The 24,692-nt window shown below is 71.7% G+C and carries 27 protein-coding genes; 9 read left to right on the forward strand and 18 right to left on the reverse strand.

Going from position 1 to position 24,692, the window contains the following annotated elements; genetic code table 11:
* Nucleotides 1-55 precede the first annotated feature (55 nt).
* Nucleotides 56-487, reverse strand: coding sequence for a pyridoxamine 5'-phosphate oxidase family protein (locus DZA62_RS15735; protein ID WP_116949872.1), 432 nt, complete (start codon nucleotides 485-487; stop codon nucleotides 56-58).
* Nucleotides 488-648: 161 nt separating this feature from the next.
* On the opposite strand from DZA62_RS15735, the gene DZA62_RS15740 reads away from it, so the two are divergent.
* Nucleotides 649-1,110, forward strand: a complete 462-nt coding sequence (locus DZA62_RS15740; RefSeq protein ID WP_116949873.1) for a DUF1707 SHOCT-like domain-containing protein — start codon at nucleotides 649-651, stop codon at nucleotides 1,108-1,110.
* A gap of 6 nt (nucleotides 1,111-1,116) precedes the next feature.
* On the opposite strand, the gene DZA62_RS15745 is transcribed toward DZA62_RS15740, so the two are convergent.
* Nucleotides 1,117-2,082 carry a 4-hydroxy-3-methylbut-2-enyl diphosphate reductase gene (locus DZA62_RS15745; protein WP_198663826.1) on the reverse strand — a complete coding sequence of 322 codons (966 nt, stop codon included), beginning with the start codon at nucleotides 2,080-2,082 and terminating at the stop codon, nucleotides 1,117-1,119.
* Nucleotides 2,083-2,178: 96 nt separating this feature from the next.
* On the opposite strand from DZA62_RS15745, the gene xseA reads away from it, so the two are divergent.
* Nucleotides 2,179-3,408, forward strand: a complete 1,230-nt coding sequence (gene xseA / locus DZA62_RS15750) for an exodeoxyribonuclease VII large subunit (protein WP_116950115.1) — start codon at nucleotides 2,179-2,181, stop codon at nucleotides 3,406-3,408.
* 29 nt (nucleotides 3,409-3,437) lie between these two features.
* Nucleotides 3,438-3,632 (forward strand): exodeoxyribonuclease VII small subunit, encoded by a 195-nt coding sequence (locus DZA62_RS15755; RefSeq protein ID WP_116949875.1) that lies wholly within the window; start codon nucleotides 3,438-3,440, stop codon nucleotides 3,630-3,632.
* A 39-nt stretch (nucleotides 3,633-3,671) separates the two neighbouring features.
* Here DZA62_RS15755 and DZA62_RS15760 read toward each other — a convergent pair whose 3' ends face one another.
* The 3 genes from DZA62_RS15760 to DZA62_RS15770 form a co-directional block, all read right to left on the reverse strand.
* On the reverse strand, nucleotides 3,672-4,199 hold the full coding sequence (locus DZA62_RS15760; protein ID WP_116949876.1) for a hypothetical protein: 528 nt from the start codon (nucleotides 4,197-4,199) through the stop codon (nucleotides 3,672-3,674).
* Nucleotides 4,196-5,071, reverse strand: a complete 876-nt coding sequence (locus tag DZA62_RS15765; RefSeq protein ID WP_157987703.1) for a hypothetical protein — start codon at nucleotides 5,069-5,071, stop codon at nucleotides 4,196-4,198. The genes DZA62_RS15760 and DZA62_RS15765 overlap by 4 nt, the downstream gene beginning before the upstream one ends.
* A 277-nt stretch (nucleotides 5,072-5,348) precedes the next feature.
* Nucleotides 5,349-5,885 carry a DUF4245 domain-containing protein gene (locus DZA62_RS15770; protein WP_157987704.1) on the reverse strand — a complete coding sequence of 179 codons (537 nt, stop codon included), beginning with the start codon at nucleotides 5,883-5,885 and terminating at the stop codon, nucleotides 5,349-5,351.
* 173 nt (nucleotides 5,886-6,058) lie between these two features.
* On the opposite strand from DZA62_RS15770, the gene DZA62_RS15775 reads away from it, so the two are divergent.
* The 4 genes from DZA62_RS15775 to DZA62_RS15790 all read left to right on the forward strand — a co-directional run bounded on the left by DZA62_RS15775 (nucleotide 6,059) and on the right by DZA62_RS15790 (nucleotide 11,092).
* Nucleotides 6,059-7,669 (forward strand): SLC13 family permease, encoded by a 1,611-nt coding sequence (locus DZA62_RS15775; RefSeq protein WP_116949879.1) that lies wholly within the window; start codon nucleotides 6,059-6,061, stop codon nucleotides 7,667-7,669.
* A gap of 5 nt (nucleotides 7,670-7,674) precedes the next feature.
* On the forward strand, nucleotides 7,675-8,742 hold the full coding sequence (locus DZA62_RS15780; RefSeq protein ID WP_116950116.1) for a tartrate dehydrogenase: 1,068 nt from the start codon (nucleotides 7,675-7,677) through the stop codon (nucleotides 8,740-8,742).
* 71 nt (nucleotides 8,743-8,813) lie between these two features.
* Nucleotides 8,814-10,406, forward strand: coding sequence for a sensor histidine kinase (locus DZA62_RS15785; RefSeq protein ID WP_198663827.1), 1,593 nt, complete (start codon nucleotides 8,814-8,816; stop codon nucleotides 10,404-10,406).
* Entirely contained in the window at nucleotides 10,403-11,092 is a 690-nt protein-coding gene (locus DZA62_RS15790; protein WP_116949881.1) for a response regulator, read from the forward strand. The genes DZA62_RS15785 and DZA62_RS15790 overlap by 4 nt, the downstream gene beginning before the upstream one ends.
* On the opposite strand, the gene DZA62_RS15795 is transcribed toward DZA62_RS15790, so the two are convergent.
* From DZA62_RS15795 to DZA62_RS15845, 11 genes are all read right to left on the reverse strand, one after another.
* Nucleotides 11,073-12,125: an ABC transporter ATP-binding protein gene (locus DZA62_RS15795; RefSeq protein ID WP_116949882.1), complete on the reverse strand. Its 1,053-nt coding sequence runs from the start codon at nucleotides 12,123-12,125 to the stop codon at nucleotides 11,073-11,075. The two genes, DZA62_RS15790 and DZA62_RS15795, sit on opposite strands and share 20 nt — an antisense overlap.
* Nucleotides 12,122-12,838 (reverse strand): ABC transporter permease, encoded by a 717-nt coding sequence (locus tag DZA62_RS15800; RefSeq protein WP_116950117.1) that lies wholly within the window; start codon nucleotides 12,836-12,838, stop codon nucleotides 12,122-12,124. The genes DZA62_RS15795 and DZA62_RS15800 overlap by 4 nt, the downstream gene beginning before the upstream one ends.
* An 86-nt stretch (nucleotides 12,839-12,924) precedes the next feature.
* Nucleotides 12,925-13,740: a molybdate ABC transporter substrate-binding protein gene (gene modA / locus DZA62_RS15805; RefSeq protein ID WP_116949883.1), complete on the reverse strand. Its 816-nt coding sequence runs from the start codon at nucleotides 13,738-13,740 to the stop codon at nucleotides 12,925-12,927.
* Nucleotides 13,737-14,153 (reverse strand): TOBE domain-containing protein, encoded by a 417-nt coding sequence (locus DZA62_RS15810; protein WP_408618904.1) that lies wholly within the window; start codon nucleotides 14,151-14,153, stop codon nucleotides 13,737-13,739. Before DZA62_RS15810 ends, modA begins: the two co-directional genes overlap by 4 nt.
* A 63-nt stretch (nucleotides 14,154-14,216) precedes the next feature.
* Nucleotides 14,217-14,558, reverse strand: a complete 342-nt coding sequence (locus tag DZA62_RS15815; protein ID WP_116949884.1) for a hypothetical protein — start codon at nucleotides 14,556-14,558, stop codon at nucleotides 14,217-14,219.
* A gap of 52 nt (nucleotides 14,559-14,610) precedes the next feature.
* Nucleotides 14,611-15,348, reverse strand: a complete 738-nt coding sequence (locus tag DZA62_RS35750) for a DUF1707 SHOCT-like domain-containing protein (RefSeq protein WP_157987705.1) — start codon at nucleotides 15,346-15,348, stop codon at nucleotides 14,611-14,613.
* On the reverse strand, nucleotides 15,345-15,977 hold the full coding sequence (locus DZA62_RS15825; RefSeq protein WP_198663829.1) for a DUF1707 SHOCT-like domain-containing protein: 633 nt from the start codon (nucleotides 15,975-15,977) through the stop codon (nucleotides 15,345-15,347). Before DZA62_RS15825 ends, DZA62_RS35750 begins: the two co-directional genes overlap by 4 nt.
* Before the next feature lie 85 nt (nucleotides 15,978-16,062).
* A complete protein-coding gene (locus DZA62_RS15830; RefSeq protein ID WP_116949886.1) occupies nucleotides 16,063-17,394 on the reverse strand; it encodes an ABC transporter ATP-binding protein in 1,332 nt (443 codons plus the stop codon).
* Nucleotides 17,395-17,419: 25 nt separating this feature from the next.
* Nucleotides 17,420-18,268, reverse strand: a complete 849-nt coding sequence (locus DZA62_RS15835) for a carbohydrate ABC transporter permease (protein WP_116949887.1) — start codon at nucleotides 18,266-18,268, stop codon at nucleotides 17,420-17,422.
* Entirely contained in the window at nucleotides 18,268-19,230 is a 963-nt protein-coding gene (locus DZA62_RS15840; RefSeq protein ID WP_116949888.1) for a carbohydrate ABC transporter permease, read from the reverse strand. Before DZA62_RS15840 ends, DZA62_RS15835 begins: the two co-directional genes overlap by 1 nt.
* The gene (locus DZA62_RS15845; protein ID WP_198663830.1) at nucleotides 19,227-20,513 is read right to left on the reverse strand and encodes an extracellular solute-binding protein; all 1,287 of its coding nucleotides are present in this window, start codon (nucleotides 20,511-20,513) and stop codon (nucleotides 19,227-19,229) included. The genes DZA62_RS15840 and DZA62_RS15845 overlap by 4 nt, the downstream gene beginning before the upstream one ends.
* Before the next feature lie 116 nt (nucleotides 20,514-20,629).
* On the opposite strand from DZA62_RS15845, the gene DZA62_RS15850 reads away from it, so the two are divergent.
* Nucleotides 20,630-21,310: a spermidine synthase gene (locus DZA62_RS15850; protein WP_116949890.1), complete on the forward strand. Its 681-nt coding sequence runs from the start codon at nucleotides 20,630-20,632 to the stop codon at nucleotides 21,308-21,310.
* Between the two features lie 189 nt (nucleotides 21,311-21,499).
* On the opposite strand, the gene DZA62_RS15855 is transcribed toward DZA62_RS15850, so the two are convergent.
* A complete protein-coding gene (locus tag DZA62_RS15855) occupies nucleotides 21,500-22,294 on the reverse strand; it encodes a ferritin-like domain-containing protein (RefSeq protein ID WP_116949891.1) in 795 nt (264 codons plus the stop codon).
* A 259-nt stretch (nucleotides 22,295-22,553) separates the two neighbouring features.
* On the opposite strand from DZA62_RS15855, the gene DZA62_RS15860 reads away from it, so the two are divergent.
* Nucleotides 22,554-23,954, forward strand: coding sequence for a class II fumarate hydratase (locus DZA62_RS15860; protein ID WP_116949892.1), 1,401 nt, complete (start codon nucleotides 22,554-22,556; stop codon nucleotides 23,952-23,954).
* Nucleotides 23,955-24,026: 72 nt separating this feature from the next.
* Here the strand turns inward: DZA62_RS15860 and DZA62_RS15865 are convergent, their stop codons facing one another.
* Nucleotides 24,027-24,581 carry an aggregation-promoting factor C-terminal-like domain-containing protein gene (locus DZA62_RS15865; protein WP_116949893.1) on the reverse strand — a complete coding sequence of 185 codons (555 nt, stop codon included), beginning with the start codon at nucleotides 24,579-24,581 and terminating at the stop codon, nucleotides 24,027-24,029.
* Nucleotides 24,582-24,692: the final 111 nt, after the last annotated feature.

A 24,692-nucleotide genomic window follows, 5' to 3' on the forward strand; every position in this document is an offset into this window, starting at 1 on the left:
AGGCGAACGTCGCCAAGGGCGGTGACCTTGGTCCCGATGAGGACAAATCGCCAGGTCAGAGTGCAGATGGCCGGCGGATGCGGCGGCCGCGGACGATCTCCGGCTGGATGCGGATGTAGTGCGGCCGCTCCCCCAGCGCCCACGGCGTCAGCCCGAGCCCGGCCAGCCCGCGCCGCTCGATCTCGTCGACGACCGCGTCAGCGCGTCCGACCAGCACCACCGACCAGCCGGTCAGGGCGTCCTCGTCGTACTGGTCCGCCTCGAACGCGACGACGGCGGACCGGGTGGCGGCCGCGAGCTTCGACCCCATGCCGGTGCGGATGATCACGTCGTCGCCGTCGAGAACGAAGTTCACCGGCTGGATCGCCGGGAGCGCGGCTTCGGTGAACACGATGCGGCCGATCGGCACCGTTCGCAGCAGCGCATAGCAGTCGTACCGGCCGAGATTCTCCAGACCGGCGGAATCGGCATGAGCGAGCGCGTTCACACCTTCAGATTCCACAGGCGGCACCGAGCCGACCAGGGACCAAGGTCCCGCCACATGCGCCGGAAGTCCGCCGAACCTCGCAGGCCCGGGCGTTCCACGTGGCCGGTCCGGCGCGCGGCCGGTCGTATCCTTGCTCCGACACGCGAAGGGAGAAGGCCGGGATGAGCGATCTGCCCGCGCGGCGATCGGACCAGAGGGCGAGCGACGACGATCGGGAACTGGTCGCCGAGGACCTGCGCGACGCCTTCGGGGAGGGTCGGCTCGACAACGACGAGTACCAGCGCCGCATCCAGGCGGTGTGGGAGTCGCGCACCTACGGCGAGCTGGACCGTCTCACGGCCGACCTCCCGCAGCCGCTGCAGCGCGAGCGCCGTCAGGCCGAGGAGGAGCAGCAGAAGGTCGTCGCGGAGCGGAAGAAGCGAGAACTTCGCGAGTACCTCGACGAGTGGCAGGCGTGGGCCGGCGCCGCCGTCATCATGATCGGCATCTGGGGCATCAGCAGCATCGCCTCCGGCGACCTGCAGCGGTTCTGGCCCGTGTGGCCCATCGGGATCTGGGGCCTGATCCTTCTGGTCAGCGGCCTCGGCGGGCGCGACAAGGACAAGAAGGAGAAGGGCGGCTGACGCAGGTCAGTCGGTGGCCACCGACGCCTTGAGGTCGCGACGCAGCTCGCGCGGCAGCGAGAAGATCAACGACTCCTCGGTGGTGCGGTGCTCCTCGACGGTGGGGAAGCCGCGCTCGCCGAGCCACGCGACGACGCCGTCGACCAGTTCCTCGGGCACGGACGCACCGCTGGTCAGGCCGACCGTGGTGACGCCGTCGAGCCAGGCCTCGTCGATCTCGGAGGCGTTGTCGATGCGGTACGAGGCGTCGGCGCCGGCGTCGAGAGCGACCTCGACCAGCCGCACCGAGTTGGACGAGTTGGCCGAGCCGACCACCAGCACCAGCTCGGACTCGGCGGCGATCTCCTTGACCGCGACCTGGCGGTTCTGCGTGGCGTAGCAGATGTCGTCGCTGGGCGGGCTGATCAGCGCCGGGAACCGCTCGCGCAGTTTGCCGACGGTCTCGTACGTCTCGTCGACGGAGAGCGTGGTCTGCGACAACCAGACGACACGGGACGGGTCGCGGACCTCGATCTTGTCGACGTCGGCCGGGCTCTCGACCAGCTGGATGTGCTCGGGCGCCTCACCCGAGGTGCCCTCGACCTCCTCGTGCCCGGCGTGGCCGATCAGCACGATGTCGAGGTCGTCCTTGGCGAACCGGCGGGCCTCGTTGTGCACCTTGGTGACCAGCGGGCAGGTGGCGTCGATGGTCCGCAGTCCGCGGTCGGCGGCCTCGGAGTGCACCATGGGCGACACACCGTGCGCGGAGAAGACGACGAGCGCACCCTCGGGCACCTCGGACAGCTCCTCGACGAAGATGGCGCCGCGCTGCTCGAGGGTCTCGACGACGTGCTTGTTGTGCACGATCTGCTTGCGCACGTAGACCGGCGGGCCGTAGTGGTCGAGCGCCTTCTCGACGGTGACCACGGCGCGGTCGACGCCCGCGCAGTATCCCCGCGGGGCGGCCAGGAGCACTCGTCCCGAATCAGTCATGTGTTCCATGCTAGGTGCTCTCGACGTCGGAGCGAGCGGCCGCTGCCGACCGGCGAGGTCCGCCGGGGAATCGAAGCAAGAGGTACGGTGCCCATCGTGGCCCTCGACACATCGCCGGAGAAGCCCGCACCGGTCCGCGTCATCTCGCAGCTGATCGGCCAGTGGGTGGCCCGGCTCGGCCCGGTCTGGGTCGAGGGCCAGGTGGCCCAGTACTCCCGCCGTCCGGGCACGTCGACGGCGTTCCTCACGCTGCGCGACCCGCATGCCGAGGTGTCGCTGACCGTGACCTGCCCGGTCGGCCTGCTCGACGCGCTGGAGGTGCCGCTGGCCGACGGCGCACGCGTCGTCGTGCACGCGAAGCCGTCCTGGTATTTCACCCGCGGGACGCTCTCACTGGCCGCCGACCAGTTGCGCACCGTCGGACTGGGCGATCTCCTGGCCCGCATCGAGCGGCTGCGGAAGATCCTGGCCACCGAGGGGGTGTTCGCCGACGCGCGCAAGCGGCCACTGCCGTTCCTGCCGCGGGTCGTGGGGCTGATCTGCGGCCGCGACTCCAAGGCCGAGCACGACGTCCTCGAGAACGCGCGACGGCGCTGGCCCGGCGTGCGGTTCCGGGTCGAGCCGGTCGCCGTGCAGGGGCTGAACGCCGTCAGCCAGATCATGGACGCGCTGCGGGTGCTCGACCGCGACCCCGAGGTCGACGTCGTGATCATCGCGCGCGGCGGCGGCTCGGTCGAGGATCTGCTGCCGTTCTCCGACGAGGCGCTGGTGCGCGCCGTTGCCGCCGCGACGACCCCCGTGGTCAGCGCGATTGGACACGAGGCCGACGCCCCGCTGCTCGACCTCGTCGCCGACGTCCGCGCGTCGACGCCGACCGACGCGGCCAAGCGCGTGGTGCCCGACGTCGCCGAGGAGGCCGAGCGGGTGGCCCGGGCGCGCGAGCGCATCCGGTCCGCCGTCCGGCACCGGCTGGACCGCGAGCGGCACGGCCTGGACTCGCTGCGTTCCCGCCCGGCGTTGGCCGACCCGCACCACGGCCTGCGGCTGCGCACCCAGGAGGTCGACGCGCTGGTGCAGCGGGCCCGGCGCACGGTGCGGCACGCGCTGGACCGCGCCGCCGTCGAGGTCGACCACACCCGGGCACGCATCCGGGCGCTGTCACCCGCCGCCACGCTGGAGCGCGGCTACGCCGTCGTGCAGAAGGACGACGGGACCGTCGTGCGGCAGCCCGCCGACGTCACGGCCGGGGACCACGTGCGGCTGCTGGTCGCGGGCGGCGAGATCGCGGCGACGGTCGACGCCGCCGGCGAGCGCCCGGCGCCCTGAGAGGTGCCTGACTGGTAGGTTGGCTGCCCATGCAGGCCGCCGAACCCACCTACGAACAGGCCCGCGACGAGCTCATCCAGATCGTCGCGAAGCTCGAGGCCGGCGGCACCACGCTGGAGGAGTCGCTGGCGCTGTGGCAGCGCGGTGAAGAGCTGGCCGCCCTGTGCGAGCGCTACCTCGACGGCGCCCGCGCCAAGCTCGATGCCGCCAGCGGCAAGGCCTAGGCCCCGACACCGAGGGCTGACGCCGGCGCCCAAGGCCGATCACACCTCGCCGTCGTACGCCGTCCGCTTGCCCTCCGCGGTGAGCCGAGCCAGCCGGTCCGCATAGTCGGCGGGCGGCGTCCGCCGCCAGGAGTGGCCGCGCCGGATGCCGGCGTGCTTGAGCCCGCGCTGCGCCAACCAGGCCCGCTCGTCCTCGGTCGCGTCGGCGTCGCTCTCGCCCACGGCGTGCTGGATGTACGGCGTGTCACGCGGATGGCCCCACTCCTCAGCCGGGACGGGGTAAGGGTCGCCCGGCGACGGATCGGGTCCGAACAGGTCGTACCAGAGATTGCGCAGCCACTCGTCGTTCAGCCACTGCGTCTCCTGCTTGCCCACCGGTGTGTGCGACGAGTCACGAATGTGGGCCGACAACTCGTCCTTGAACGCCGCGAAGCTGTCTCCCCACTCGGGGTCAGCCTCCCATTGCGCGACCGATTCGCAGCCCTCGGTATAGCCGTCCGGATAGGTGTCGACGCCCACGAACGAGTTACCCATCCAGCGCCGGTAGTTCTCGGTCCGCTCGGTCACGGCGCGTCTCCCATTCCGATGAAGTCGTCCTTCTTGGCACCGTCCGGAAAGCAGGTCACGAGCATCCACTGTCCGTCGATCTTCCGGAAGATCATCGCAGCTCCGGGACTGTCGTTGTCAGCGACCTGGTCGGTGCGGACGATCGGCATGGGCCCACCGCCACTCGCCATGGCATCGCGCCTGGCCCTGAACCAATGGTCGGTCATCTCTGGGTTAGAGGTGCCCGCGCCACGGAATCCGGCCGTGTCGCCCGGCGCCAATCCGGCGTCCTCCGCGGCGACGAAGATCCTTGCGCCGGCGATCGTGCCGTGGCGGTTCAGGTAGGCGTGCAGGCCTTCGAGCGTGCCGCCGGTGTGGGCGAGCAGCGCCTTGAGCGGCTTGATCAAGGCCTCCACCGTGGTGAACTTCCCCGCCACGTGGCCGATCCCGTGCTTCGTGTGCACCACTCCGTCGGCGTCGCGGCGCCAGGAGTTCTTGGCGTCCGTGCGGCCCATCGGATCTTTCTTCCAGCTCACCCGCGCCATCAGCGCCTCGTCCGGCACATCGGGGCCGTGCAGCTGGACGGCGTGGCCGCGGGGATGGCAGATCATCGCCAGCAGGTCGGAGCCCAGCACTTCGCCGAACTCGGCGCGCAGGCCGGCCGCCACCGAGAGCGGGATCGCGTTGACCGTGGGCGCCCGCTCGGCCACCTCGGACGGCTGCCGCTCGTCGACCGCGGCGTCGGCGACCAGGTCGGCGACGTACGTGCGCCCATCGCCCTCGGGGAACGCCGCCACGATGGCCTCCGGACCGGACCCCAGCGCCACCGGGGTGACGGTGCCCGGTGCGCCGGTGAGCAGCTCGACCAGTGCCCTGGTCTCGTCGGCGAACACCCGGGCCAGGTCGTCCAGCGAACGGGTGGCCCCGGCCACGCCGAGGGCGACCCGCGGCGGCACCAGCGGGGCGATGGCGGCGCCCTCGAGACGCGCACCATCGGCCGCCCGGGCCACCGCGGCCGCATGGGACCGGGCCTGGTCGAGCGGCGCAGCGCAGCTGCGGTCGAGATCGAGCCAGGCGTCGAGCAACCCGGTCAGCGCCCGCCGGATGGGCCCGCTGCCGTCATCGCCCGCCACACCATCGAAGGTGCGCCACACTCACCCGCTGTGACAGTCAGCGCAGCAGCCGCACGAAGTCCTCGAGCCCCTCGTACGAGACGGTGCCGCGGACGATCGTGATCGCGCCGCCGTCGACGCGGACGAGGGCGCGGTCGGGCCGGTCGTCGTCCTCGAGGAGGCGTTCCCAGGTGTCGCCGTCGATGGTGCTCTCGCCGTCGGGCTGGAAGCCGGCCAGGCGATCGTCGCGGTAGCTCTGGATCTCGCCGTCGGTCTGTTCCAGGCCGATGAACTGCTCGCCGTCGCCGATGAGGAAGCCGAGCTTCCAGCGGTCGCCGCCGGACTCCTGGGCGAAGTCGATGCTGGTGGCGCGCCAGCCGTCCGGGACCGGCTCGGGCGCCAGCACGTCGTACCCGTACTCCTCGCGGGCCACGGCGAGCGCCGGCTGATAGTCGACCGCGTCGGGCAGCCGCGGCTCGTCGTCGCTGAGCAGGTTGAACACGAGAGCGATCACGGCGATCACGCCGGCCAGGACGCCGACGCTGCGCAGGATGTCGCCCAGCGAGGGGTTGCCGCGGGTCGAGGTGGCTGCCACCCCAGCATCGTTCCAGGTCGCCGCCCGCCACGCCGCAGCGGCCCACCCACGTGCCGCCCGACACGACCGTGGACGTTTCCGATCGATGTACTCAAGTTACGCAACGGTGACACGACGATGTGGGCTGGCTCACACTCGGGCGTCAAACGACCGCCACCCGAGAGGAGCCGCACGTGTCCGTCACCGACCGGGCGACACCGCCGCCCACCGACGTCGACAAGGCGTTCCTCGGCCACGCCACCTATCGCAGCCTCGGTGAGCAGCAGCTGAGCCCCGCCGAGGAACGCTTCGAACGCGGCCGCCGCACCGCGGGGCTCTTCCTCGCGCCCCTCGTCACCGTGATCGCGCTGCTGCTGCCACTGGGTCTGGACGACCAGCAGCACACGCTCGCCGCGATCCTGCTCGGCGTCATCGTCCTCTGGGTCACCGAGCCGGTGCCGATCCCGGTCGGCGGGTTCATCGGTATCGGCGCGATCGTGCTGCTCGGCGTGGTGCCGGCGGCCGAGGCGCTGGCGCCGTTCGGCTCGCCGACGGTGTTCACGTTCATCGGCGCGTTCATCCTGGCGCAGGCGATGCTCAAGCACGGCCTCGCGAAGCGGTTCGCGATGTGGATGCTGAACCTGCCCGGCGTCGGCTCGTCCACCACGCGGGTGATCATCGTCTTCGGGCTGATCACCTGCCTGCTGTCAGCGTTCGTCTCGAACACCGCGACGGTGGCGATGCTGATGCCGACGGCGATCGGCATCCTCACCGTCATCGCCAAGCTGCTGCAGGCGAAGGGACTGGTCGCGGGGAACTTCGACCCATTGCGGCTGCGGGTCGGCGCCGCGCTGATGCTGATGCTCGCGTACGGCGCCAGCGTCGGCGGGCTGCTGACGCCGGTCGGGTCGCCGCCGAACCTCATCGGCCGCGGGCTGATCGAGGAGGCGACCGGCGAGACGATCTCGTTCCTGGACTGGATGCTGCTCGCGCTGCCGATCTGCGCGCTGATGTTCGTCGCGCTCGCCATCGTGCTGCTGCTGCTCAACCGGCCCGAGATCAAGCACCTCGAGGGCGTCTCGGAGTGGGTGGCGAAGGAGAAGGCCGCGCTCGGCCGGTTCTCGCGAGCGGAGAAGAACACCCTGATCGCGTTCAGCGTGACCGTCAGCCTGTGGATCTTCCCCGGCGTCATCGCGGTCGTCGCCGGCACCGAGTCCGAGCTGTACACGACCGTGAGCGGCCGGCTGAACGAGGGCGTCGTCGCGGTCATCGGCGCCTCGCTGCTGTTCCTGCTGCCCAGCGACTGGAAGCGGCGCGAGTACACGCTGCGCTGGAGCGACGCCGCCCGCATCGACTGGGGCACGGTGGTGCTGTTCGGCACCGGCATCATCTTCGGCTCGCTGCTGGAGTCGACGGGCCTGGCCGAGACGATCGGCAGCGGCGCCTTCGACTCCCTCGGCCTGACCAGCACGTTCGCCATCACGGCGTTCGCCGTGCTGCTGGCCATCGTGATCTCGGAGACCACCAGCAACACGGCCGCGGCCGCCGTCGTCGTCCCGATCATCATCCCGATCGCGGTCGCGGCGGGCGTCAACCCGTTCGTCCCGGCGCTGGCCGCGACGTTCGGCGCGTCGTTCGGGTTCATGCTGCCGGTGTCGACGCCGCAGAACGCGATCGTCTACGGGTCCGGCGTCGTGCCGATCACCAAGATGATCCGCTCCGGCGTCTCGTTCGACGTGCTCGGCGCGATCCTGATCCTGCTGCTGCTCCCGGTCATGGTGAGCGTCCTCGGCCTGGGCGGGTGACGGCGGTGGCGCAGACGATCGCGGTCATCCCCGGCGACGGGATCGGCCCCGAGGTGATCGAGTCGGCCCGGACGGTGCTGGACGCGCTGGACCGGCGGCACGGCCTGGACCTCGCCTACGAGACGTTCGACTGGTCCTGCCGGCGCTACGCCGAGACCGGCGCGATGCTGCCGGCCGACGGGCTGGAGACGCTGGCCCGGTTCGACGCGATCCTGCTCGGAGCCGTCGGCTGGCCGGGCGTGCCGGACCACGTGTCGCTGTGGGGACTGCTGATCCCGATCCGGCGGGCGTTCCGGCAGTACGTCAACCTGCGGCCGATCCGGGTGTTCGACGGTGTCGGCAGCCCGCTGCGCGCGGCAGCGCCGGGCGCCGTCGACCTCGTGGTCGTCCGCGAGAACGTCGAGGGCGAGTACAGCGAGATCGGCGGGCGGCTCAACCGCGGCTTCCCGGACGAGTTCGCCGTCCAGGAGTCGGTGTTCACCCGCGCGGGTGTCGGCCGGATCGCCGACTACGCGTTCGAGCTGGCCCGCGGCCGCCGCGGCTACGTCACGTCGGCGACGAAGAGCAACGGCATCGTCCACACGCTGCCGTTCTGGGACGAGGTCGTCGCCGAACGCGCGGAGCGCTTTCCCGACGTGCGCTGGGACCAGGAGCACATCGACGCGCTGGCGGCGAAGTTCGTGCTGCAGCCGGAGCGGTTCGATGTCGTCGTCGCGTCGAACCTGTTCGGCGACATCCTCAGCGACCTCGCGGCGGCCGTCGCGGGCAGCATCGGCATCGCGCCGTCGGCCAACATCGACCCGACCGGCACGTACCCGTCGATGTTCGAACCGGTCCACGGCTCCGCCCCGGACATCGCCGGGCAGGGCCGGGCCAACCCGATCGGCGCCCTGTGGTCGTGCGTGCTGATGCTGGAGCGCCTCGGGCACGAGAAGGCGGCGGCCGAGCTGATGACGGCGATCACGACGACGCTGAGCTCGGTCGCGACCCGCACTCCCGACGTCGGCGGCGAGGCCACCACCGCCGGCGTCACGGCCGCCGTCGCCGGGCTGGTGGCCGGCGGGGACGGGTGACGGGAGCGGCGCACGTGCCGCAGACTGACGTGATGGGGTCGCTCACGAGGCCGTGGCGACGGTGGAGTCTGGTGCGCAGCACGGTCGTCATCCAGCTGGCGGTCGTGCTCGGCATCGTCGCGGTCGTGACGGCGATGGTGGTCGTGAACGCCCAGCGCGAGGCCCGTGAGGCGGCCGGCGACCGCTCGCTGTCGGTCGCGCGGGCCGTCGCCGCGGCGCCGTCGGTGATCGCCGCGTTCGGCACCGACGACCCCAGCGCGCACCTGCAGCCGTACGCCGAACGGGTCAGGGCCGGCGCCGACGTCGACTTCATCACGATCATGTCGCCGGAGGGGGTCCGCTACACCCACCCTGACCCGGCACAGATCGGCGGCACGTTCCTCGGCAACCTGGGCGACGCGCCGTCCGGCGGCACGCTGCGCGAGACGTTCTCCGGCACCCTCGGCCCGTCGGTCCGCGCCGTCGTGCCGGTGCGCTCCGGGCCCGACGGCGGCGCCGTCGTCGGGCTGGTCGCCGTCGGCGTCACCATCGAGAACGTCGGCGAGCGGGTCGCCGAGCAGGTCCCGTGGATCGTCCTGACGGCGCTGGCCGCAGCCGTGCTCGGCGTCGCCGGGTCGGTGGTGATCGGGCGGCGGCTGCACCGGGTCACCGGCGGCATGGGCCCGGCGGAGGTCACCCGCACGCTCGCCTACTACTCGTCGGTGCTGCACGCGATCCGCGAGGGGCTGCTGATCCTGGACGAGCACGGCCGGGTGGTGCTGGCCAACGACGAGGCGGTCCGCCTGCTCGGCCTGCCCGATCCGCTGCCGTCCGGCTTCACCCTCGACGACGTCGACCTGCCACCCACCGTCGTCCGGGCGCTGACCGGCGCGGGCAGCACGATCGACGAGATCGTGCTCACCGAGGAACGGGTCATCGTCGTCAGCCGGCGCCCGGCCCGCACGGACGACTCCGCCGCCGGTCAGGGCCGCAGCGGCGCGGTGGTGACGATGCGCGACCACACCGAGCTGGAGCGGCTGGCCCGCGAGCTGGACACCGCCACCAGCTTCTCCGATGCGCTGCGAGCGCACGCGCACGAGTCGGCGAACCGGCTGCACGCCGTCGTGTCGCTGCTCGAGCTGGGCCGGTCCGACGCCGCGCTGGAGCTGGCGACCACCGAGCTGGCCACCACGCAGGCGCTGGCCGACCGCGTGGTGGCGGCGATCGACGAGCCGGTGCTGGCGGCGCTGCTGCTCGGCAAGACCGCGCAGGCCGACGAGCGCGGCGTCGCGCTGACCATCGAGGCGGCCGGCTCGGCACAGGAGGCCGGGGTGTCGACGCGCGACCTGGTGACAGTCGTCGGCAACCTGGTCGACAACGCGGTCGACGCCGCCGGTGCGGGCCCGCCGCCGCGCTGGGTGCACGTCGCGATCGACGCCACGGAAGGGCTGATGGTCGAGGTGAGCGATTCCGGCGCCGGCATCGCCGCCGCCGACCGCGACCGCGTCTTCGACCGTGGCTGGTCCACGAAGGACGGCGCCGGCGCGCACCAGGGCCTGGGCCTGGCGCTGGTCGCACAGGTGGTGCACCGCCTGGACGGCGAGATCGAGCTGGCCGAGACCGGCGGCGCGACCCTGTTCCGGGCCACGCTGCCCGCCGCGCCGGCAGTGGTGGAGCCGGCATGAGTGACGCGCTGCGCACCCTCGTGGTCGAGGACGAGCCGATCGTCGCGGCCGCCCACGCGACCTACGTCGAGCGGGTGCCGGGTTTCGAGCTGGCCGCCGCGGTGCACTCCGGCCGCGAGGCGCTGGCCGTGCTGGCCCGCGAGCGGATCGACCTCGTCCTGCTGGACATGAACCTGCCCGACCTGCACGGCCTGGACGTCTGCCGCAAGCTCCGGGCGGCGGGGCTGAGCACGGACATCATGGCGCTGACGGCGGCGCGCGACCTGGCGATGGTGCGCGCCGCGGTGTCGCTGGGCATCGTCCAGTACGTCATCAAGCCGTTCACGTTCGCGATGCTGGCCGACCGCCTCACCCGCTACGCGGCCTACCGGGCGCGGACCAGCGCGGAGTCGGAGGCGACCAGCCAGCACGAGATCGACCGCCTGCTGGGCACGCTGCGCGCGCCCGACCTGTCCCGGCTGCCGAAGGGCCTGGCCGAGGACACCCTCGACCAGGTGGTGGCGGTGCTGCGGGAGCAGGACGGCGCGTCGGCCCGCGAGGTGGCCGCCGCGCTGTCGGTGTCGCGGGTGACGGCGCGCCGCTACCTGGAGCACCTGCACGACCTCGGCCGGGTCGAACGCGAGGCGCGGCACGGCGGCGCCGGGCGGCCGGAGCTGAACTACCGGCTCACGCCGGATAGACACTGATCTCGCTGGCCTTCACCGATGCCCACACCTGCCCGCCCGGCTCCAGCCCGAGGTCGGCGACGGCGAGCGGGGTGACGTCCGCGAGCACCGGCACCACGCCGTCGGCCGTCACTCGGACGAGGTCGCCGTGCGCCTCGAGGTCGGCGATGACCAGCGGCCACGCGTTGCGGGCCGACCCCTCCGGCCGGCTCGGGCTGAGGGTGACGGCCGCCGGAGGGAAGGCGATGTGCACGAGTCCGGTGGCGTCGTGGGCCAGGGCGACGACGGCGCCGGACGGCAGCTGGGCCGTGCGCCCCGACGCGGCGCCCGTCAGCAGGTTCAGGCCGACCAGGCGGGCGACGTAGTCGGTGCGCGGCCGGCGGGCCACCTCGGCCGGCTCGCCCTGCTGGACGACGCCGCCACGCTCCAGCACGACGACGCGGTCGCCGAGCACCATCGCCTCCAGCGGATCGTGCGTGACGACGAGCGTGCAGCCGCCGTAGCCGCCGAGGTGCCGGCGCAGCTCCGCCCGGACCGCCGGGCGGGTCCCGGCGTCGAGCGCGGCCAGCGGCTCGTCGAGCAGCAGCAGCCGCGGCTCGACGATCAGCGCGCGGGCCAGCGCGACCCGCTGCGCCTGGCCGCCGGAGAGCTCACCCGGACGCCGGCGCTCGTACCCGTCCAGCCCCATCCGGGTCAGCCACTGGCGTGCCTCGGCGCGGGCGCGGTCGCGGGGCATGCCGCGCGAGCGCAGCCCGAACGCGACGTTCTCCAGCACGCTCATCTTCGGGAACAGCAGGTAGTCCTGGACGACCATGCCGACCCGCCGGTCGCGCGGCCGGACGTGCACCCCCTCGGCGGGGTCGTCGAGCGTCACACCGTCCAGCTCGACCCGGCCGGCCTCCAGCGGCAGGATCCCGGCCAGCAGCTGCAGCACCGTCGACTTGCCCGCGCCGTTCGGGCCGAGCAGCGCGACCACCTCGCCGGGCGCGACCGTGAGCGCCGCCCGCAGCTCGAGGTCGCCGCGGCGCAGCGAGAGGTCGGCGTCGAGGCTCATGCGGCCCCGATCCAGCGGTCGCGCAGTCCGACCAGGATGGTCACCGACACGGCGATCATCAGCAGGCTGAGCACGATGGCGACGTCGCTGTCGCCGGCGTTGATCGCGACGTATGCCTCCAGCGGCAAGGTGCGGGTGGTGCCGGGGAAGCTGCCCGCGAACGTCACCGTCGCGCCGAACTCGCCGAGCGCCCGGGCCCAGCACAGCACCGCGCCGGCCAGCACGCCCGGCATGACGGCGGGCAGCGTGACCCGGCGGAACGTCGTCCAGGACGTGGCGCCGAGCGTGGCCGCGACATCGTCGTAGCGGCGGTCGGCGGTGCGCAGTGCCCCCTCGACCGCGACGATGAGGAACGGCATGGCGACGAAGACCTGCGCCAGCACGACCGCCTCGGTGGTGAACGGCAGGCTGATGCCGAACGTGTCGTAGAGCCAGCCGCCCACCAGGCCGCGCCGGCCGAACACCATGAGCAGCGCGACGCCGCCGACGACCGGCGGCAGTACCAGCGGCACCGTCACCAGGCCGCGCAGCACCGACCGGCCGGGCAGCGTCGTCCGGGCCAGCAGCCACGCGACCGGCACGCCGCACACCAGCGCGACGCCCGTCGACACCGTCGCCGTGACCAGCGACAACCGCAGCGCCGTCAGGACCTCGTCGGAGGTGAGGATGGACGGGAGATCTCCCCACGGCGCCCGCACGATCAGCCCCACCATCGGCAGGACCAGGATCGCGACACCGAGCGCCGCGGGGATCAACAACCCCGCCGGGACCCTCAGGTCGTCGGTCCGACGGGTTCGGCTCACGGTGCCAGGAAACCAGCCTCGCCGAGGATCGTCTGGCCCGGCTCGCCGGTGATCGCGTCGACGACCGCCTGCGCGCCCTCCGGGTTGGGGGCGTCGGTCAGCAGGGCCACCGGGTAGTCGTTGACCACCTGGTCAGTCTCCGGGACGTCGATCGTCTCGACGGCGTCGCCCTCGGCCGCGGCGTCGGTCAGGTAGATCAGTGCCGCGTCGGCCTCACCCAGCGCGACCAGCGACGCCGCCTCCTTGACGTCCGTGGTCAGGGTGTCCGGCGCCGCCGTGACCCCCGCCGCGTCGAGCAGCCGCTGCGCCGCGCCGCCGCACGGCACCTGCGGCTCGCAGATCGCGATGCGCAAGTCGGGGTTCGCGAGGTCGGCCAGCCCGGTGACGTTGCCGGGGTTCCCCGCCGGGACGGCCAGCGCCAGCGTGTTGCGGGCGAAGATTCGCGGCTCGCCGTCGACCACCCCGCCCGCGACCGCGTCGTCCATCGTGTTCGTGTCGGCCGTCGCCAGCACGTCGGCCGGCGCGCCGGACAGCAGCTGCTCGACCAGGCCCGAGGACGGCCCGAAGGAGTACACGATCTCGAGGTCCGGGTAGTCGTCGCCCAGCTGGTCGGCCAGAGCCTCGAACGACTCCGTGAGCGACGCGGCCGCCAGCACCGTCACCGTCCCGGTGGGCGCGTCGGCCGGCTCGGTCGTCTCCGCCGCCGCCTCGTCGGACGGGGCCGCCGAGCTGTCGTCTCCGTCGTCACCCCCGCAGGCGACGGAGAGCAGCGCGGCCGCGGTGACGGCGAGCGCGAGCCTCGCGCGCCTCATGCCCGGCCCACCGGAAGGTCGACGACGACGTTCGTGGCCTTGACCGACGCGATCGCCGCGACGCCGACATCCAACCCGAGGTCGTCGGCGGCCTCCCTGCTCATCAGCGACACGACGCGGTGCGGACCTGCCTGGATCTCCACCTGAGCCATCACTCCGTCCTTCTTCACCGAGATGACGATGCCGGGGAAGTGGTTGCGCGCGGATTCCCGCGGCGTGGGGAGGGCGGCCTCGTCGGGCCCGATCTCCCGCGCCACCCGCGCCAGCTCGACCCCGTCGACGACCATGCGCCCGGCGTCGTCGCGGTCGAGCCGTAACCGCCCGCCGTCGGCCCACCGTCGCAACGAGTCGTCGCTCACCCCCAAGAGGCGAGCCGCGTCAGATATCCGAAACTGCGGCACAACGGACAGCATAGACCCGCAGATGCGGTTCCACAGCGCCCAGTCTGGGCCGGCAGCGTGGTATCGCCGCGCGGATCAGCGGCGGCGGGAGACGCGGCGGCGAATCAGGAGGGCCGCCGTCAGCACGAGGACGAGCCAGCCGATGGCGGCCCAGACGACACGCGACGGGCCCCAGCCCCAGCTGGGGTCGTCGCCGTCGGCGGTGCCGTCGGCCGCCAGACCGGACGATGCCGGCTGCGGCGGCGCGGCCGGCCGGGGCGGCGCGGAGCGGGCGGACTCGGTGACACTCACCGCCGGTGCGGCGGTGCCGGCGTCGGCGGACGCCGGCTCCAGCGCGCCCGCGAACAGAACGGCGACGAGGGCGAGGACCAGAGCCGACCTGCGACCGAACCGGCGCACGGCGCCAGGCGAGGTCATGGGCGAACGATCACGCACGACGATGAACCCCCCGGCATCGCAGGACCGCTGGTCAGTGACCGAGAAGCGGACGACGCTTGTCTCGCGGTGAGCGCACGGTGACCTCGCCCAGCAGCACGAAGCCGCGCACCCGGTAGACCGGGGCGCCCGGCGTGACCGGCTCGCGCAGCTTCATCTTCCGCTCGCCGAGGATGTTCGTGCCCTCGTCGAGCCGGACGTCGATGCCCTCGGGCACGATGAGGGTGAGGCTGCCGAGCACGATCGCGGTCTGGATCTCGACCTCGGGCGTCCGGACGACCGCCTCGGTGAAGTCGAGCACCACCTCGCCCAGGATCGACGTGACGTCGATGCGGGCGGGCACCTCCCACCGGCCCTGGCGCTTCTCGTTGCTGAGCACGCTGGTGATGCGCTCGGAGGGGCGGACCGGGCCGCCGGACGGCTGCAGCGGCGGCTGCACCCCTGCCTCGGGGGACGCGACCCGGGGGCCGGCGGCCGGCCGGCCCTGCTGCCAGTTCGCCGCCGGGTTGCCACCGGGCAGCGGGTACGGACCCTGCGGGAGATCGCGGGTGATCGGCTGCAGTTCGCCGTACGTGCGCGCCTTGAACGTCGCCTCGAGCCGTTCCTCCAGCTCGGTCAGCGTCAGCCTGCCGTCGCCGGCGGCCTGGCGCAGCGCCTCGGCGACCCGCTCGCGGTCGACGTCGGAGCAGCGCAGGTCGGCGGCGCTGCGGACGTCGGGGAACTCGACGCTCGGAGCGGGGGCGGGTTTCGGGTGGTCGGGAACCTCGCTCATTTCTCGCCCGCCGCCTTGCGCTGGACGTTGACCCCGCCGAAGACCGCCTTGCCGGTGACCCGCACGACCGGCGCGCCCGGGCCCGGCTGCGGGCCGCGGGTGGTGTCGTCGTTGAACGCGCCGAAGACGCCGTCGCCGTCGACGGCCACCCGGATGTCGGGCGGCACCACGATGTTGACGCCGCCGAAGACCGCCTTGATGTCGATCTCGACCTCGGCCGACTCGAGCGTGGCGTCGCGCAGGTCGAGGTCGGCGCCGCCGAAGACCGCCTTGATGCGGTAGTGCTGCGGCACGACCCAGTCGCCGCGCCGCTGGAGACCGCTGAACACGACCTTCGCGCTGCGCGACGACGGGACACCGCCGACCCGGGCCGACGAGGCCGGGGCGGGCGCGGCAGCGGCCCGGCGCACGATGGCGGCGGACGGCGGCAGCGGGAGGTCGCCGGGGAGGTCGCGGATCACCGGCTCGAAGTCGGCGTACGTCTTGGCGGCGTACAGCGCCTCGATGCGTTCTTCCAGCTCAGTGAGGCTCAACCGGCCGTCGGAGGCCGCCTGGCGCAGGACGTCGGCGACCTGCTCGCGGTCGGCATCGGACGCCCGCATCGCCCGCTGGTCGCTTGTCTCGTCCACAACTGACGACCTTAGCAATCACCCGGCCGTCCGGACGGAGGAGAAACCCCGGAGATCTACCCCTGAAGAAGGATCGGGGTACCCGTCAGGGCACCGTGTCGTCACCGCCCTCGCCGGCCTCCGAGGTCGCCCGCGGCGCGGTCTCCCCCGGTGTCTCACGCGGTGTCTCACGCTGTGTCTCCCCCGGTGACGCCGCCGCCGACGGCCGGCCGCCGTTCGGGGTCGCGGCGGCCGCCTGATCCCCGTGGTCCTTCATCGCCTCGACGGTGAGGTTGGTCCCGGACTCCGGGTCGAAGACGTGCACCCGCCGCAGGTCCAGCCAGAGGCTGGCCGGGGCCCCCTCGGGGATGCGGCTGCTGGCGTCCAGCGCGACCACCAGCTGGGTGCGCAGCGCCTCGCTGTCCAGCTCGCGCTCGAGCTCGGCCAGCTGGGCGCGGATGTCCTCGGGCGCGTCGTAGGGCACGTAGGCGTACTGCTCGTTGCCCAGCCACTCGATGACGTCGATGGTCGCGTCGAACACCACGCCGTGGTCGCGGACGGCGTCGGAGACGACGGACACGTCCTCGAACGCCTCGGGCCGCGCGCCCAGCAGCACGACGTCGTGGCCGCTGAGGTCCCCCGCACGCGACGCCGGCAGCTTCCACTCGCCGAACGGGGTGTGCAGGCTGTCGCCGGACACCGTCGCGGAGATGAAGTTCATCGGCGGCGACCCGATGAATCCGGCCACGAACAGGTTGACCGGGTTCTCGTACAGCTCGCGCGGCGTGGCGACCTGCTGGACGACGCCGCGGCGCAGCACGACGACGCGGTCGCCGAGCGTCATCGCCTCGACCTGGTCGTGAGTGACGTACACCGTCGTGATGCCCAGGCGCTTCTGCAGCCGGGAGATCTCGGTGCGCATCTGGCCGCGCAGCTTGGCGTCGAGGTTGGACAGCGGCTCGTCGAAGAGGAACGCCTGAGCCTCGCGGACGATCGCCCGGCCCATGGCGACCCGCTGGCGCTGCCCGCCGGAGAGGTTGGCCGGCTTGCGGTCCAGGTGCTCGTTGAGCTCCAGCAGATCGGAGGCTCGCCGCACTCGCTCGTCGACCTCCTTGTCGGGCGTCTTCGCCAGCCGGAGCGGGAAGGCGATGTTCTCGTAGACGGTGAGGTGCGGGTAGAGCGCGTAGTTCTGGAACACCATCGACAGGTTGCGGTCGCGCGGCGCCTTCTCGTTGACCCGCTGGTCGCCGATGCGCAGCTCGCCGCTGGTGATGTCCTCGAGCCCGACGATCATCCGCAGCAGCGTCGACTTCCCGCAGCCGGACGGGCCGACCAGGATGACGAACTCGCCGTCGGCGATGTCGAGGTTCACGTCCTTGACGGCGTGGAAGCCGTCGCCGTAGCGCTTGTTGATGTCCTTCAGCGTGATGGCAGCCATGGGATCTCCTCCATTAGCAGCGGGGTCAGCCCTTGACGGCGCCCTGGGTCAGGCCGGACACGATCCGGCGTTGGAACAGCAGGACGAGGATCACGACGGGGATCGTGACGACCACAGCCGCCGCCGCGATGGCGCCGGTCGGTTCCTCGAACTGCGAGGCGCCGGTGAAGAACGCCAGCGCCGCGGGGACCGGCCGGGCCGCCTCGGTCGAGGTCAGCGAGATGCCGTAGATGAAGTCGTTCCAGGCGATGAAGAACGAGATGATCGCGGTGGTGAACACGCCGGGCGTCGCGAGGGGCACGATCACCTTGCGGAACGCCTGCCAGGTGGTGGCGCCGTCGACCTGCGCGGCCTGTTCGAGCTCCCAGGGGATCTGGCGGAAGAACGCCGACATCGTCCAGATCGAGATCGGCAGCGTCAGCGACAGGTACGGGATGATCAGGCCCGGCCAGGTGTCGTAGAGGCCGATGTTGCGCCACAGGTTGAACAGCGGTGTCACGATCGAGATGACCGGGAAGATCGCCACCGCGAGCGCCGTCGTCAGGATCAGCCGTTTCCCGGGGAAGTCGAGCCGGGCGATGGCGTACGCCGCGAACATCGCCAGGACCACGGAGATGAACGTGGCGATCAGCGAGATGCCGACCGAGTTGCGCAGGGAGGACAGGAACAGGTCCTGGGCGTCGCCGCGCAGGATGTTGTCGTAGTTGTCGCCGACCCAGTCCGTCGGCAGGAACTGCCCCGTACCCAGGTCGCTGGGGGTCTTGAACGACAGCGAGACGATCCACGCCACCGGGAACAGGGCGTAGACCAGGATGACGATGCCGGCGACCCACCACCAGACCTTGGTGCCGCGCGAGAGCTGACCCTCGTCCATCATCGCTCCCCTCTCGCGCTGGCCAGATCGACCTTGAACAACTTGATGAACAGGAAGCTGATCAGCACCACGCACAGGAACAGCAGCACGGACACCGCCGAGCCCAGCCCGATCTCCAGCCGGCTGATCGTCTGCCGGTAGGCGAGGAACGAGACGACCTCGGTGTTGTTGGCGCCCTGGGTCATGATGAAGACGTTGTCGAAGATGCGGAACGCGTCGAGGGTCCGGAACAGCAGCGCGACCATGATCGCGGCCTTCATGTTCGGCACCGTCACCTTGTACAGCCGCTGCCACCAGGTGGCGCCGTCGACCTTCGCCGCCTCCTGCAGGTCTTCGGGCACCTGCGCCAGGCCGGCCAGCAGGAGCAGCGAGATGAACGGCGTCGTCTTCCAGATCTCCGACGCGATGATGACCGTCACCGACGTGCCGAACTCGCCGAACCAGTTGGTGTCGGCGCTGATGCCGGGCACCCAGTCGAACCAGGCGTTCACGAACCCCGAGCCGATGTTGAACGCGTAGAACCACGCGAAGGCCGAGACGACGGTGATGATCGCGTAGGGGATCAGGATGACAGTGCGCAGGATCGGCCGCAGCGACTTGAGCGCCCGGTGCATGACCAGCGCGAGCGCGAAGCCCAGCACCAACTCGATGAGCACGGTGACGACGGTGATCAGCACCGTGACGCCGACCGCCCGCCACCAGATCGGGTCGCCGAGCACGACGACGTAGTTGTTCAGCCAGGTGAACTCGCGGGCGCCCGGGTCGGTGAGCCGGTAGCGGAACAGCGACTCGTAGAACGCCTGCAGGATGGGGTAGGCGGTGACCAGCAGCATCACCACGAACGCCGGTCCGGCCAGCCACCACCCGAGTCGCCGCTCGGCCCGCGCCCGGTCGCTGATCGCGCCCTTGCCGCCGTCGTCGGCGGCCCGGCCGGTGTCGCCGGAGGTCTCAGTCACGCTCATAGCAGCCGCTCCCCCTTCAACACCTCGGTAATGAGCGTCGTGGCCTCCTCGGGCGAGGAGTCCGGCGTCACGGAGATCGGCGGGTGCCAGGTGTTCTGCAGGCCGGTGGAGACCTCGTTGTAGTAGGGGGTCTGCGGCCGCGGCGCCGCCGCCTCCAGCGACTCCCGGATGAGGTCGGCCATCGGGAACGTCTCCTGGACGTCGGGGTCCTCGTACGCCTCGGTGCTGGCCGCCGGGTTGCCGTTGGTGACCATGTAGTAGGCCTGGTTCTCCGGCTGGACGATGCACTGCGCGGCCTCGATGGCGAAGTCGGGGTGCTCGCTGAACGCGCCGATGCCGAGGCTGATGCCGCCGTATGGAGGACGGGAGTCCTCGCCCTCGGCGACCGCGGGGTACTGCGCCCAGCCGATGTCGTCGACCAGCGACTGGTCGAGGTTGCCCGCCTCGACGCCGGCCAGCGTGGCCGCCCAGACGAACGGCCAGTTGACCATGAACGAGCCGCGGTCGCCCTGGAACAGCAGCATCGACGCGTTCTCGTCCTCGTTGGCCAGGCCCGGCCCGCCCAGCCCGTTGCGGGCGATGTCCTCGATGATCTGCGCCGCGTCGCGCCCGGCGTCGGTCTCGAGGCCGAGCTGCACCTGGTCGGCGGGCGCCTCGGGGTTGTCGATGATCTCGCCGCCGGCCGAGGTGACCAGCGCGTTGATCCACACCGTCAAGGCCTCGGCCCGGATGCCCTGAACGCCGAGATACTTGTCCTGCGACTGCGCCGCGTCGATGATCTGCTGCCAGGTCACCGGTTCGTTCTCGGGGTCCAGCCCGGCGGCCTCGGCGACCGACTTGCGGTACCAGAGCAGCTGGGTGTTGGCCCAGAACGGGATGGCGACCAGCTCGTCGCGCCAGGTGGCGCCGTCGATGGCGCCCTGCACGACGTTGTCGGTGACCGTCTCGGCGACGTCGTCGGGGATCTCGGCGAGGAAGCCGGCCTCGGCCAGCTCGGGGATGAACGGCGGGTCGAGGCTGATGATGTCGATGGACGAGTCGTTGGCGGCCAGCCGCCGGGCCAGCTGCTCGCGCTGCGCCGAGGCCTGGCGCGGCAGCAGCGACGTCTGGATGCGGTATTCACCGTCCGATGCCTCGGTACATCGCTTGGCGAGCTCGGCCTGGCCGCCGTTGTCGGGGTTGATGTACCACGTCAATGTCGGCGTGGAGTCGTCGCTCCCGCAGGCGGCCAGCCCGGCGAGCACGACGACGGCGGCCGCGACGCTGAGGTTTCTTCGGCCCACATGCCCTCCCTGGAGCAGGCTGCCGCTCCTGGGTGACCGCTGCGTCATCGGAGCGTCAGAGTGTGAGTCGAACTTACGACATCGAGTGCCGCCGGTCGAGGACATACGGTGTTCTCGTGTTCGACGCCCCGCAGACCCTGGTCCGCCACGACGGCGTCGACGGCGAGGTGGTCGTCCGACGCCGCGACCAACCCGGCGGGCCGGTCTACGAGCTGATCGTCAACGGCACCTTCCTCATGGACACCGCCGAGACGTCGACGGAGCGCCTGCTGGCGGACCTGCTGCTGGACCGTCACCGGCAGCCGTCCGCGGTCCTGGTGGCCGGGCTCGGCTTCGGCTTCACCGCCGGGTCGCTGCTGGCCGACGCGCGAGTACGGCGGGTCGACGTCGTCGAGATCGAGCCCACGCTGGTGGACGTGCTGCGAAGCGGCGTCGTGCCGGGGCTGGACGCCGTCATCGCGGACTCACGGGTGCGGATCGTGGTCGACGACGTCCGCGCGATGCTGCCGGCGGCGCCGCCGTCGACGTACGACGGCATCCTGCTCGACGTCGACAACGGGCCGCACTTCCTCGCCCATCAGGGCAACGCCGAGGTGTACGAGCGCCCGCTGCTCTCCGCCGCCGCCCGGGCGCTGCGCCCGGGCGGCCTGCTGGCGGTCTGGTCGGCGACGCCGGCGCCGGTGCTGGCCGGCGTGCTGGCCGATGCCGTCGGCGACGTCGAGCAGGTGGTGCGCACCGTCCGGCGCGAGAGCCGCGACGTCGACTACCACGTGTACGTCGCGCACCGCCCGGAATGATCACGTTAAGTGGGTCTCTGCCCGCTCCACCGGGCATGCATTCCTGGTGAAGCGGGAGGACGCCTGGTAGAGGGCGGGCAATCGCTTTCCCGGGCCCGACCCAGGCGAGTTCACGCCTCACTAGGCGTGCATGCCCGGTGGAGCGTGAAGGCACCCCCTTAACGTGATCATTCCCAGGGGAGCGGCGCGTCAGGCCGGCACGCCGCGCGCCTCCAGCGCGTCCTCGACGATGCGCAGGCCGGACAGGCCCGGCATCCGCCCGATGTGCTCGTCGATGCTGCGCGCCGCGCGCCGGCCGTCCGGGCCGCTCATGAGATGGCGCAGCACGTGCCGCACCTCCGTCTCGGCCATGACGCCGGAGCCGACCGGGCCCCAGAACTTCCGCAGCGCGAACCAGGCGATCTTCTGCGCCTTCCTGCTGCGGGCCAGCCGGTCGCGGGCCTGGGTGGCGTAGAACGCGACGTGCCGCGCCTCCTGCTTCGCGATGCGCTGGAGCAGCTCGGCGAGGACGGGGTGCTTCTCCAGCTGGGCCAGCCGGTTGTACGCCGTGATCGCCGACCACTCGTTGGCCGCGCCCCAGATCATGTGGACGGCCACGAAGTCCTGGCCGACCACGTTGGCCAGCAGGGACTGCTTGATCGGGTCGAGTTTGTCGCGCCAGCCCATCTTCAGCCGGGTCGCCTTGAGGTGGTCGTAGTCGATGGTCTGGCCGTGCAGCTCCAGCACCTCGGCGAGCGCCTCGCCGTGCCAGAACTCCTCCATGTTCCACATGGTCATGAACGCCGTGACCTGCGGATCCTTGTGCGACGGCGTGACGAGCATGTCGCGCAGGTAGCAGACGGTGTGGTACTCGACGTCGCACATGTAGCGGAGGCTGCGCAACGTCTCGGGCGGCAGGGGGTCGGTCCGGAACTCGTGCAGCGGCAGGTCCTGCCATTGCACGGCGCGGGACGTTCGGGTGTAGTCGCGGATGTCGAAGGCCATGTCGTGCCGGGGCGACGTGCCGCGGTGGGGGTGCCCGCCCCGTCCCTCCCTGGGTCCTCGTAAAACGAAGGCTCATTCTTTATAGGCCGAGTATGCCTACCTCACATACTGCATGGCAATGTGCCGTCGATCACTCGGATATCCCCCGATCTGGACCCGGACACGGGGTCACCCGAGGGGGTACGCGACGGCGCGGCGACCACGTCCGGGGGAGCACCCCGGGACACCACGGGCACGCCCGGTCGACCATGATGGGCACATGAGCGACCAGGAGTACCGCATCGAACACGACACCATGGGCGAGGTACGGGTTCCCGCGGCGGCGAAGTACCGCGCGCAGACCCAGCGCGCCGTCGAGAACTTCCCGATCTCCGGCACGCCGATCGAGGGTGCGCTCATCCGCGCGCTGGCCTCGATCAAGGGCGCGGCGGCCCAGGTCAACGCCGAGCTCGGGGTGCTCGACGGCGACATCGCGAAGGCCATCCAGGAGGCCGCGGCCGACGTCGCGAACGGCGACCACGACCCCCACTTCCCCATCGACGTCTTCCAGACCGGGTCCGGCACGTCGAGCAACATGAACACCAACGAGGTCATCGCCACGATCGCCACCGAGCGGCTGGGCCGGCCCGTGCACCCGAACGACCACGTCAACGCGTCGCAGTCGAGCAATGACGTGTTCCCCACGGCCATTCACATCGCCGCCACGCGCGCCGTGGTGGAGGACCTCATCCCGGCGCTGCGACACCTCGAGGGCGAACTCTCGCGCAAGGCCGTCGAGTTCGTCTCGGTCGTCAAGAGCGGGCGCACGCACCTGATGGACGCCACCCCGGTCACGCTCGGCCAAGAGTTCGGCGGCTACGCGGCCCAGGTCTCCTACGGCGTCGAGCGGCTCGAGGCCGTGCTGCCGCGGGTCGCCGAGGTCCCGCTGGGCGGCACCGCCGTCGGCACCGGCATCAACACGCCGCCCGGGTTCGCCTCGGCCGTCATCGGGCGCATCGCCACCGACTCCGGGCTGCTGTTCACCGAGGCCCGCAACCACTTCGAGGCGCAGGGCGCCCGCGACGGCCTGGTCGAGCTGTCCGGACAGCTGCGCACCATCGCGGTGTCGCTCTACAAGATCTCCAACGACGTCCGCTGGATGGGCTCGGGCCCGCGTGCCGGCCTGGCCGAGATCGCGCTGCCCGACCTCCAGCCCGGCTCGTCGATCATGCCGGGCAAGGTGAACCCGGTCATCCCCGAAGCGCTGTGCATGGTGTCGGCCCAGGTGGTCGGCAACGACGCCACGGTGGCGTTCGCGGGCGCGGCCGGCAACTTCGAGCTCAACGTCATGCTGCCGGTCATCGCGCGCAACGTGCTCGAGTCGGTCCGGTTGCTGGCCAACATCTCGCGGCTGTTCGCCGACCGGTGTGTCGCCGGCATCGAGGCCAACGAGGAGCGCTGCCGCGAGTACGCCGAGTCGTCGCCGTCCATCGTCACGCCGCTGAACCGCTACATCGGCTACGAAGAGGCGGCCAAGGTCGCCAAGCAGGCGCTGTCCGAGCGGAAGACCATCCGCGAGGTCGTCGTCGAGCGCGGCTACGTCGCCGACGGCAAGCTCTCCGAGGACCAGCTGGACCAGGCGCTCGACGTGCTGAGCATGACCCGCCCGCCGTCCGCCTGACCCGTCCCCTGACGACACGAACCCCCGGCACCGGGTGCGGTGCCGGGGGTTCGTCGTTGCTGCTGCCGGCCGTCAGTACCAGCCGACGGACTCAGAGTGCGCCCACGCGCCGCACGGGTCGCCGTACCGGCCCTCGATGTACCAGAGACCCCACTCGATCTGGGTCACCGGGTTGCTGAGGTAGTCGTCGCCGAACCGGGACATCTTCTCCGGCGGCAGCGACTGCGGGATGCCGTACGCCCCGGACGACGGGTTCTCGGCCGTGTGCCGCCAGTTGGACTCGCGGGTCCACAGGTTGTCGAGGCACTGGAACTGGTCGTCGCCCCAGCCGTAGTCGGCCATGAGGGTGCGGGCGGCCGACTGCGGGTCCTCGACGGCGCGCTCCAGCGACCGGGCGGCCTCCTCGGCCGCGGCCTGACGGGCGGCTTCCGCGGCGGCGGCCGCTTCGGCCTCGGCCTTCGCCTTGGCTTCGGCTTCCGCCTTGGCCTGGGCGGCCTCGGCCTCGGCCTGCACCTGCGCCTGGGCGGCCGCGGCGAGGTCCTCCTCCAGGGAGGGCCGGTCCGGCTCGGCGGCCCGGGCGCCGACCTGAGGAAGCGTCAGCTGTTGTTGCTGCTGCTGCGTGCTCAACGCGGTGGTTCCGGAGCCGGGGGAATCGACGAGCCACCCGGTGAGAAGGGTGGCGAGGACGGTGATCGATGCGAGGATGCCGAGGCCTGCTGCGACTCGGCGCAGGCGCCT

This window comes from Jiangella endophytica, assembly GCF_003427025.1.
GTDB classification, from domain to species: Bacteria; Actinomycetota; Actinomycetes; order Jiangellales; family Jiangellaceae; genus Jiangella; species Jiangella endophytica.

Bases quoted from the DNA above. Each gene is read 5' to 3' on its own strand.
- DZA62_RS15740 (WP_116949873.1), top strand. From the start codon at position 649: ATGAGCGATCTGCCCGCGCGGCGATCGGACCAGAGGGCGAGCGACGAC.
- DZA62_RS15745 (WP_198663826.1), bottom strand. From the start codon at position 2,082: ATGACTGATTCGGGACGAGTGCTCCTGGCCGCCCCGCGGGGATACTGC.
- DZA62_RS15755 (WP_116949875.1), top strand. From the start codon at position 3,438: ATGCAGGCCGCCGAACCCACCTACGAACAGGCCCGCGACGAGCTCATC.
- DZA62_RS15790 (WP_116949881.1), top strand. From the start codon at position 10,403: ATGAGTGACGCGCTGCGCACCCTCGTGGTCGAGGACGAGCCGATCGTC.
- DZA62_RS15795 (WP_116949882.1), bottom strand. From the start codon at position 12,125: ATGAGCCTCGACGCCGACCTCTCGCTGCGCCGCGGCGACCTCGAGCTG.
- DZA62_RS15800 (WP_116950117.1), bottom strand. From the start codon at position 12,838: ATGGTGGGGCTGATCGTGCGGGCGCCGTGGGGAGATCTCCCGTCCATC.
- modA (WP_116949883.1), bottom strand. From the start codon at position 13,740: ATGAGGCGCGCGAGGCTCGCGCTCGCCGTCACCGCGGCCGCGCTGCTC.
- DZA62_RS15810 (WP_408618904.1), bottom strand. From the start codon at position 14,153: ATGCTGTCCGTTGTGCCGCAGTTTCGGATATCTGACGCGGCTCGCCTC.
- DZA62_RS15815 (WP_116949884.1), bottom strand. From the start codon at position 14,558: ATGACCTCGCCTGGCGCCGTGCGCCGGTTCGGTCGCAGGTCGGCTCTG.
- DZA62_RS35750 (WP_157987705.1), bottom strand. From the start codon at position 15,348: ATGAGCGAGGTTCCCGACCACCCGAAACCCGCCCCCGCTCCGAGCGTC.
- DZA62_RS15830 (WP_116949886.1), bottom strand. From the start codon at position 17,394: ATGGCTGCCATCACGCTGAAGGACATCAACAAGCGCTACGGCGACGGC.
- DZA62_RS15835 (WP_116949887.1), bottom strand. From the start codon at position 18,268: ATGGACGAGGGTCAGCTCTCGCGCGGCACCAAGGTCTGGTGGTGGGTC.
- DZA62_RS15840 (WP_116949888.1), bottom strand. From the start codon at position 19,230: ATGAGCGTGACTGAGACCTCCGGCGACACCGGCCGGGCCGCCGACGAC.
- DZA62_RS15855 (WP_116949891.1), bottom strand. From the start codon at position 22,294: ATGGCCTTCGACATCCGCGACTACACCCGAACGTCCCGCGCCGTGCAA.
- DZA62_RS15860 (WP_116949892.1), top strand. From the start codon at position 22,554: ATGAGCGACCAGGAGTACCGCATCGAACACGACACCATGGGCGAGGTA.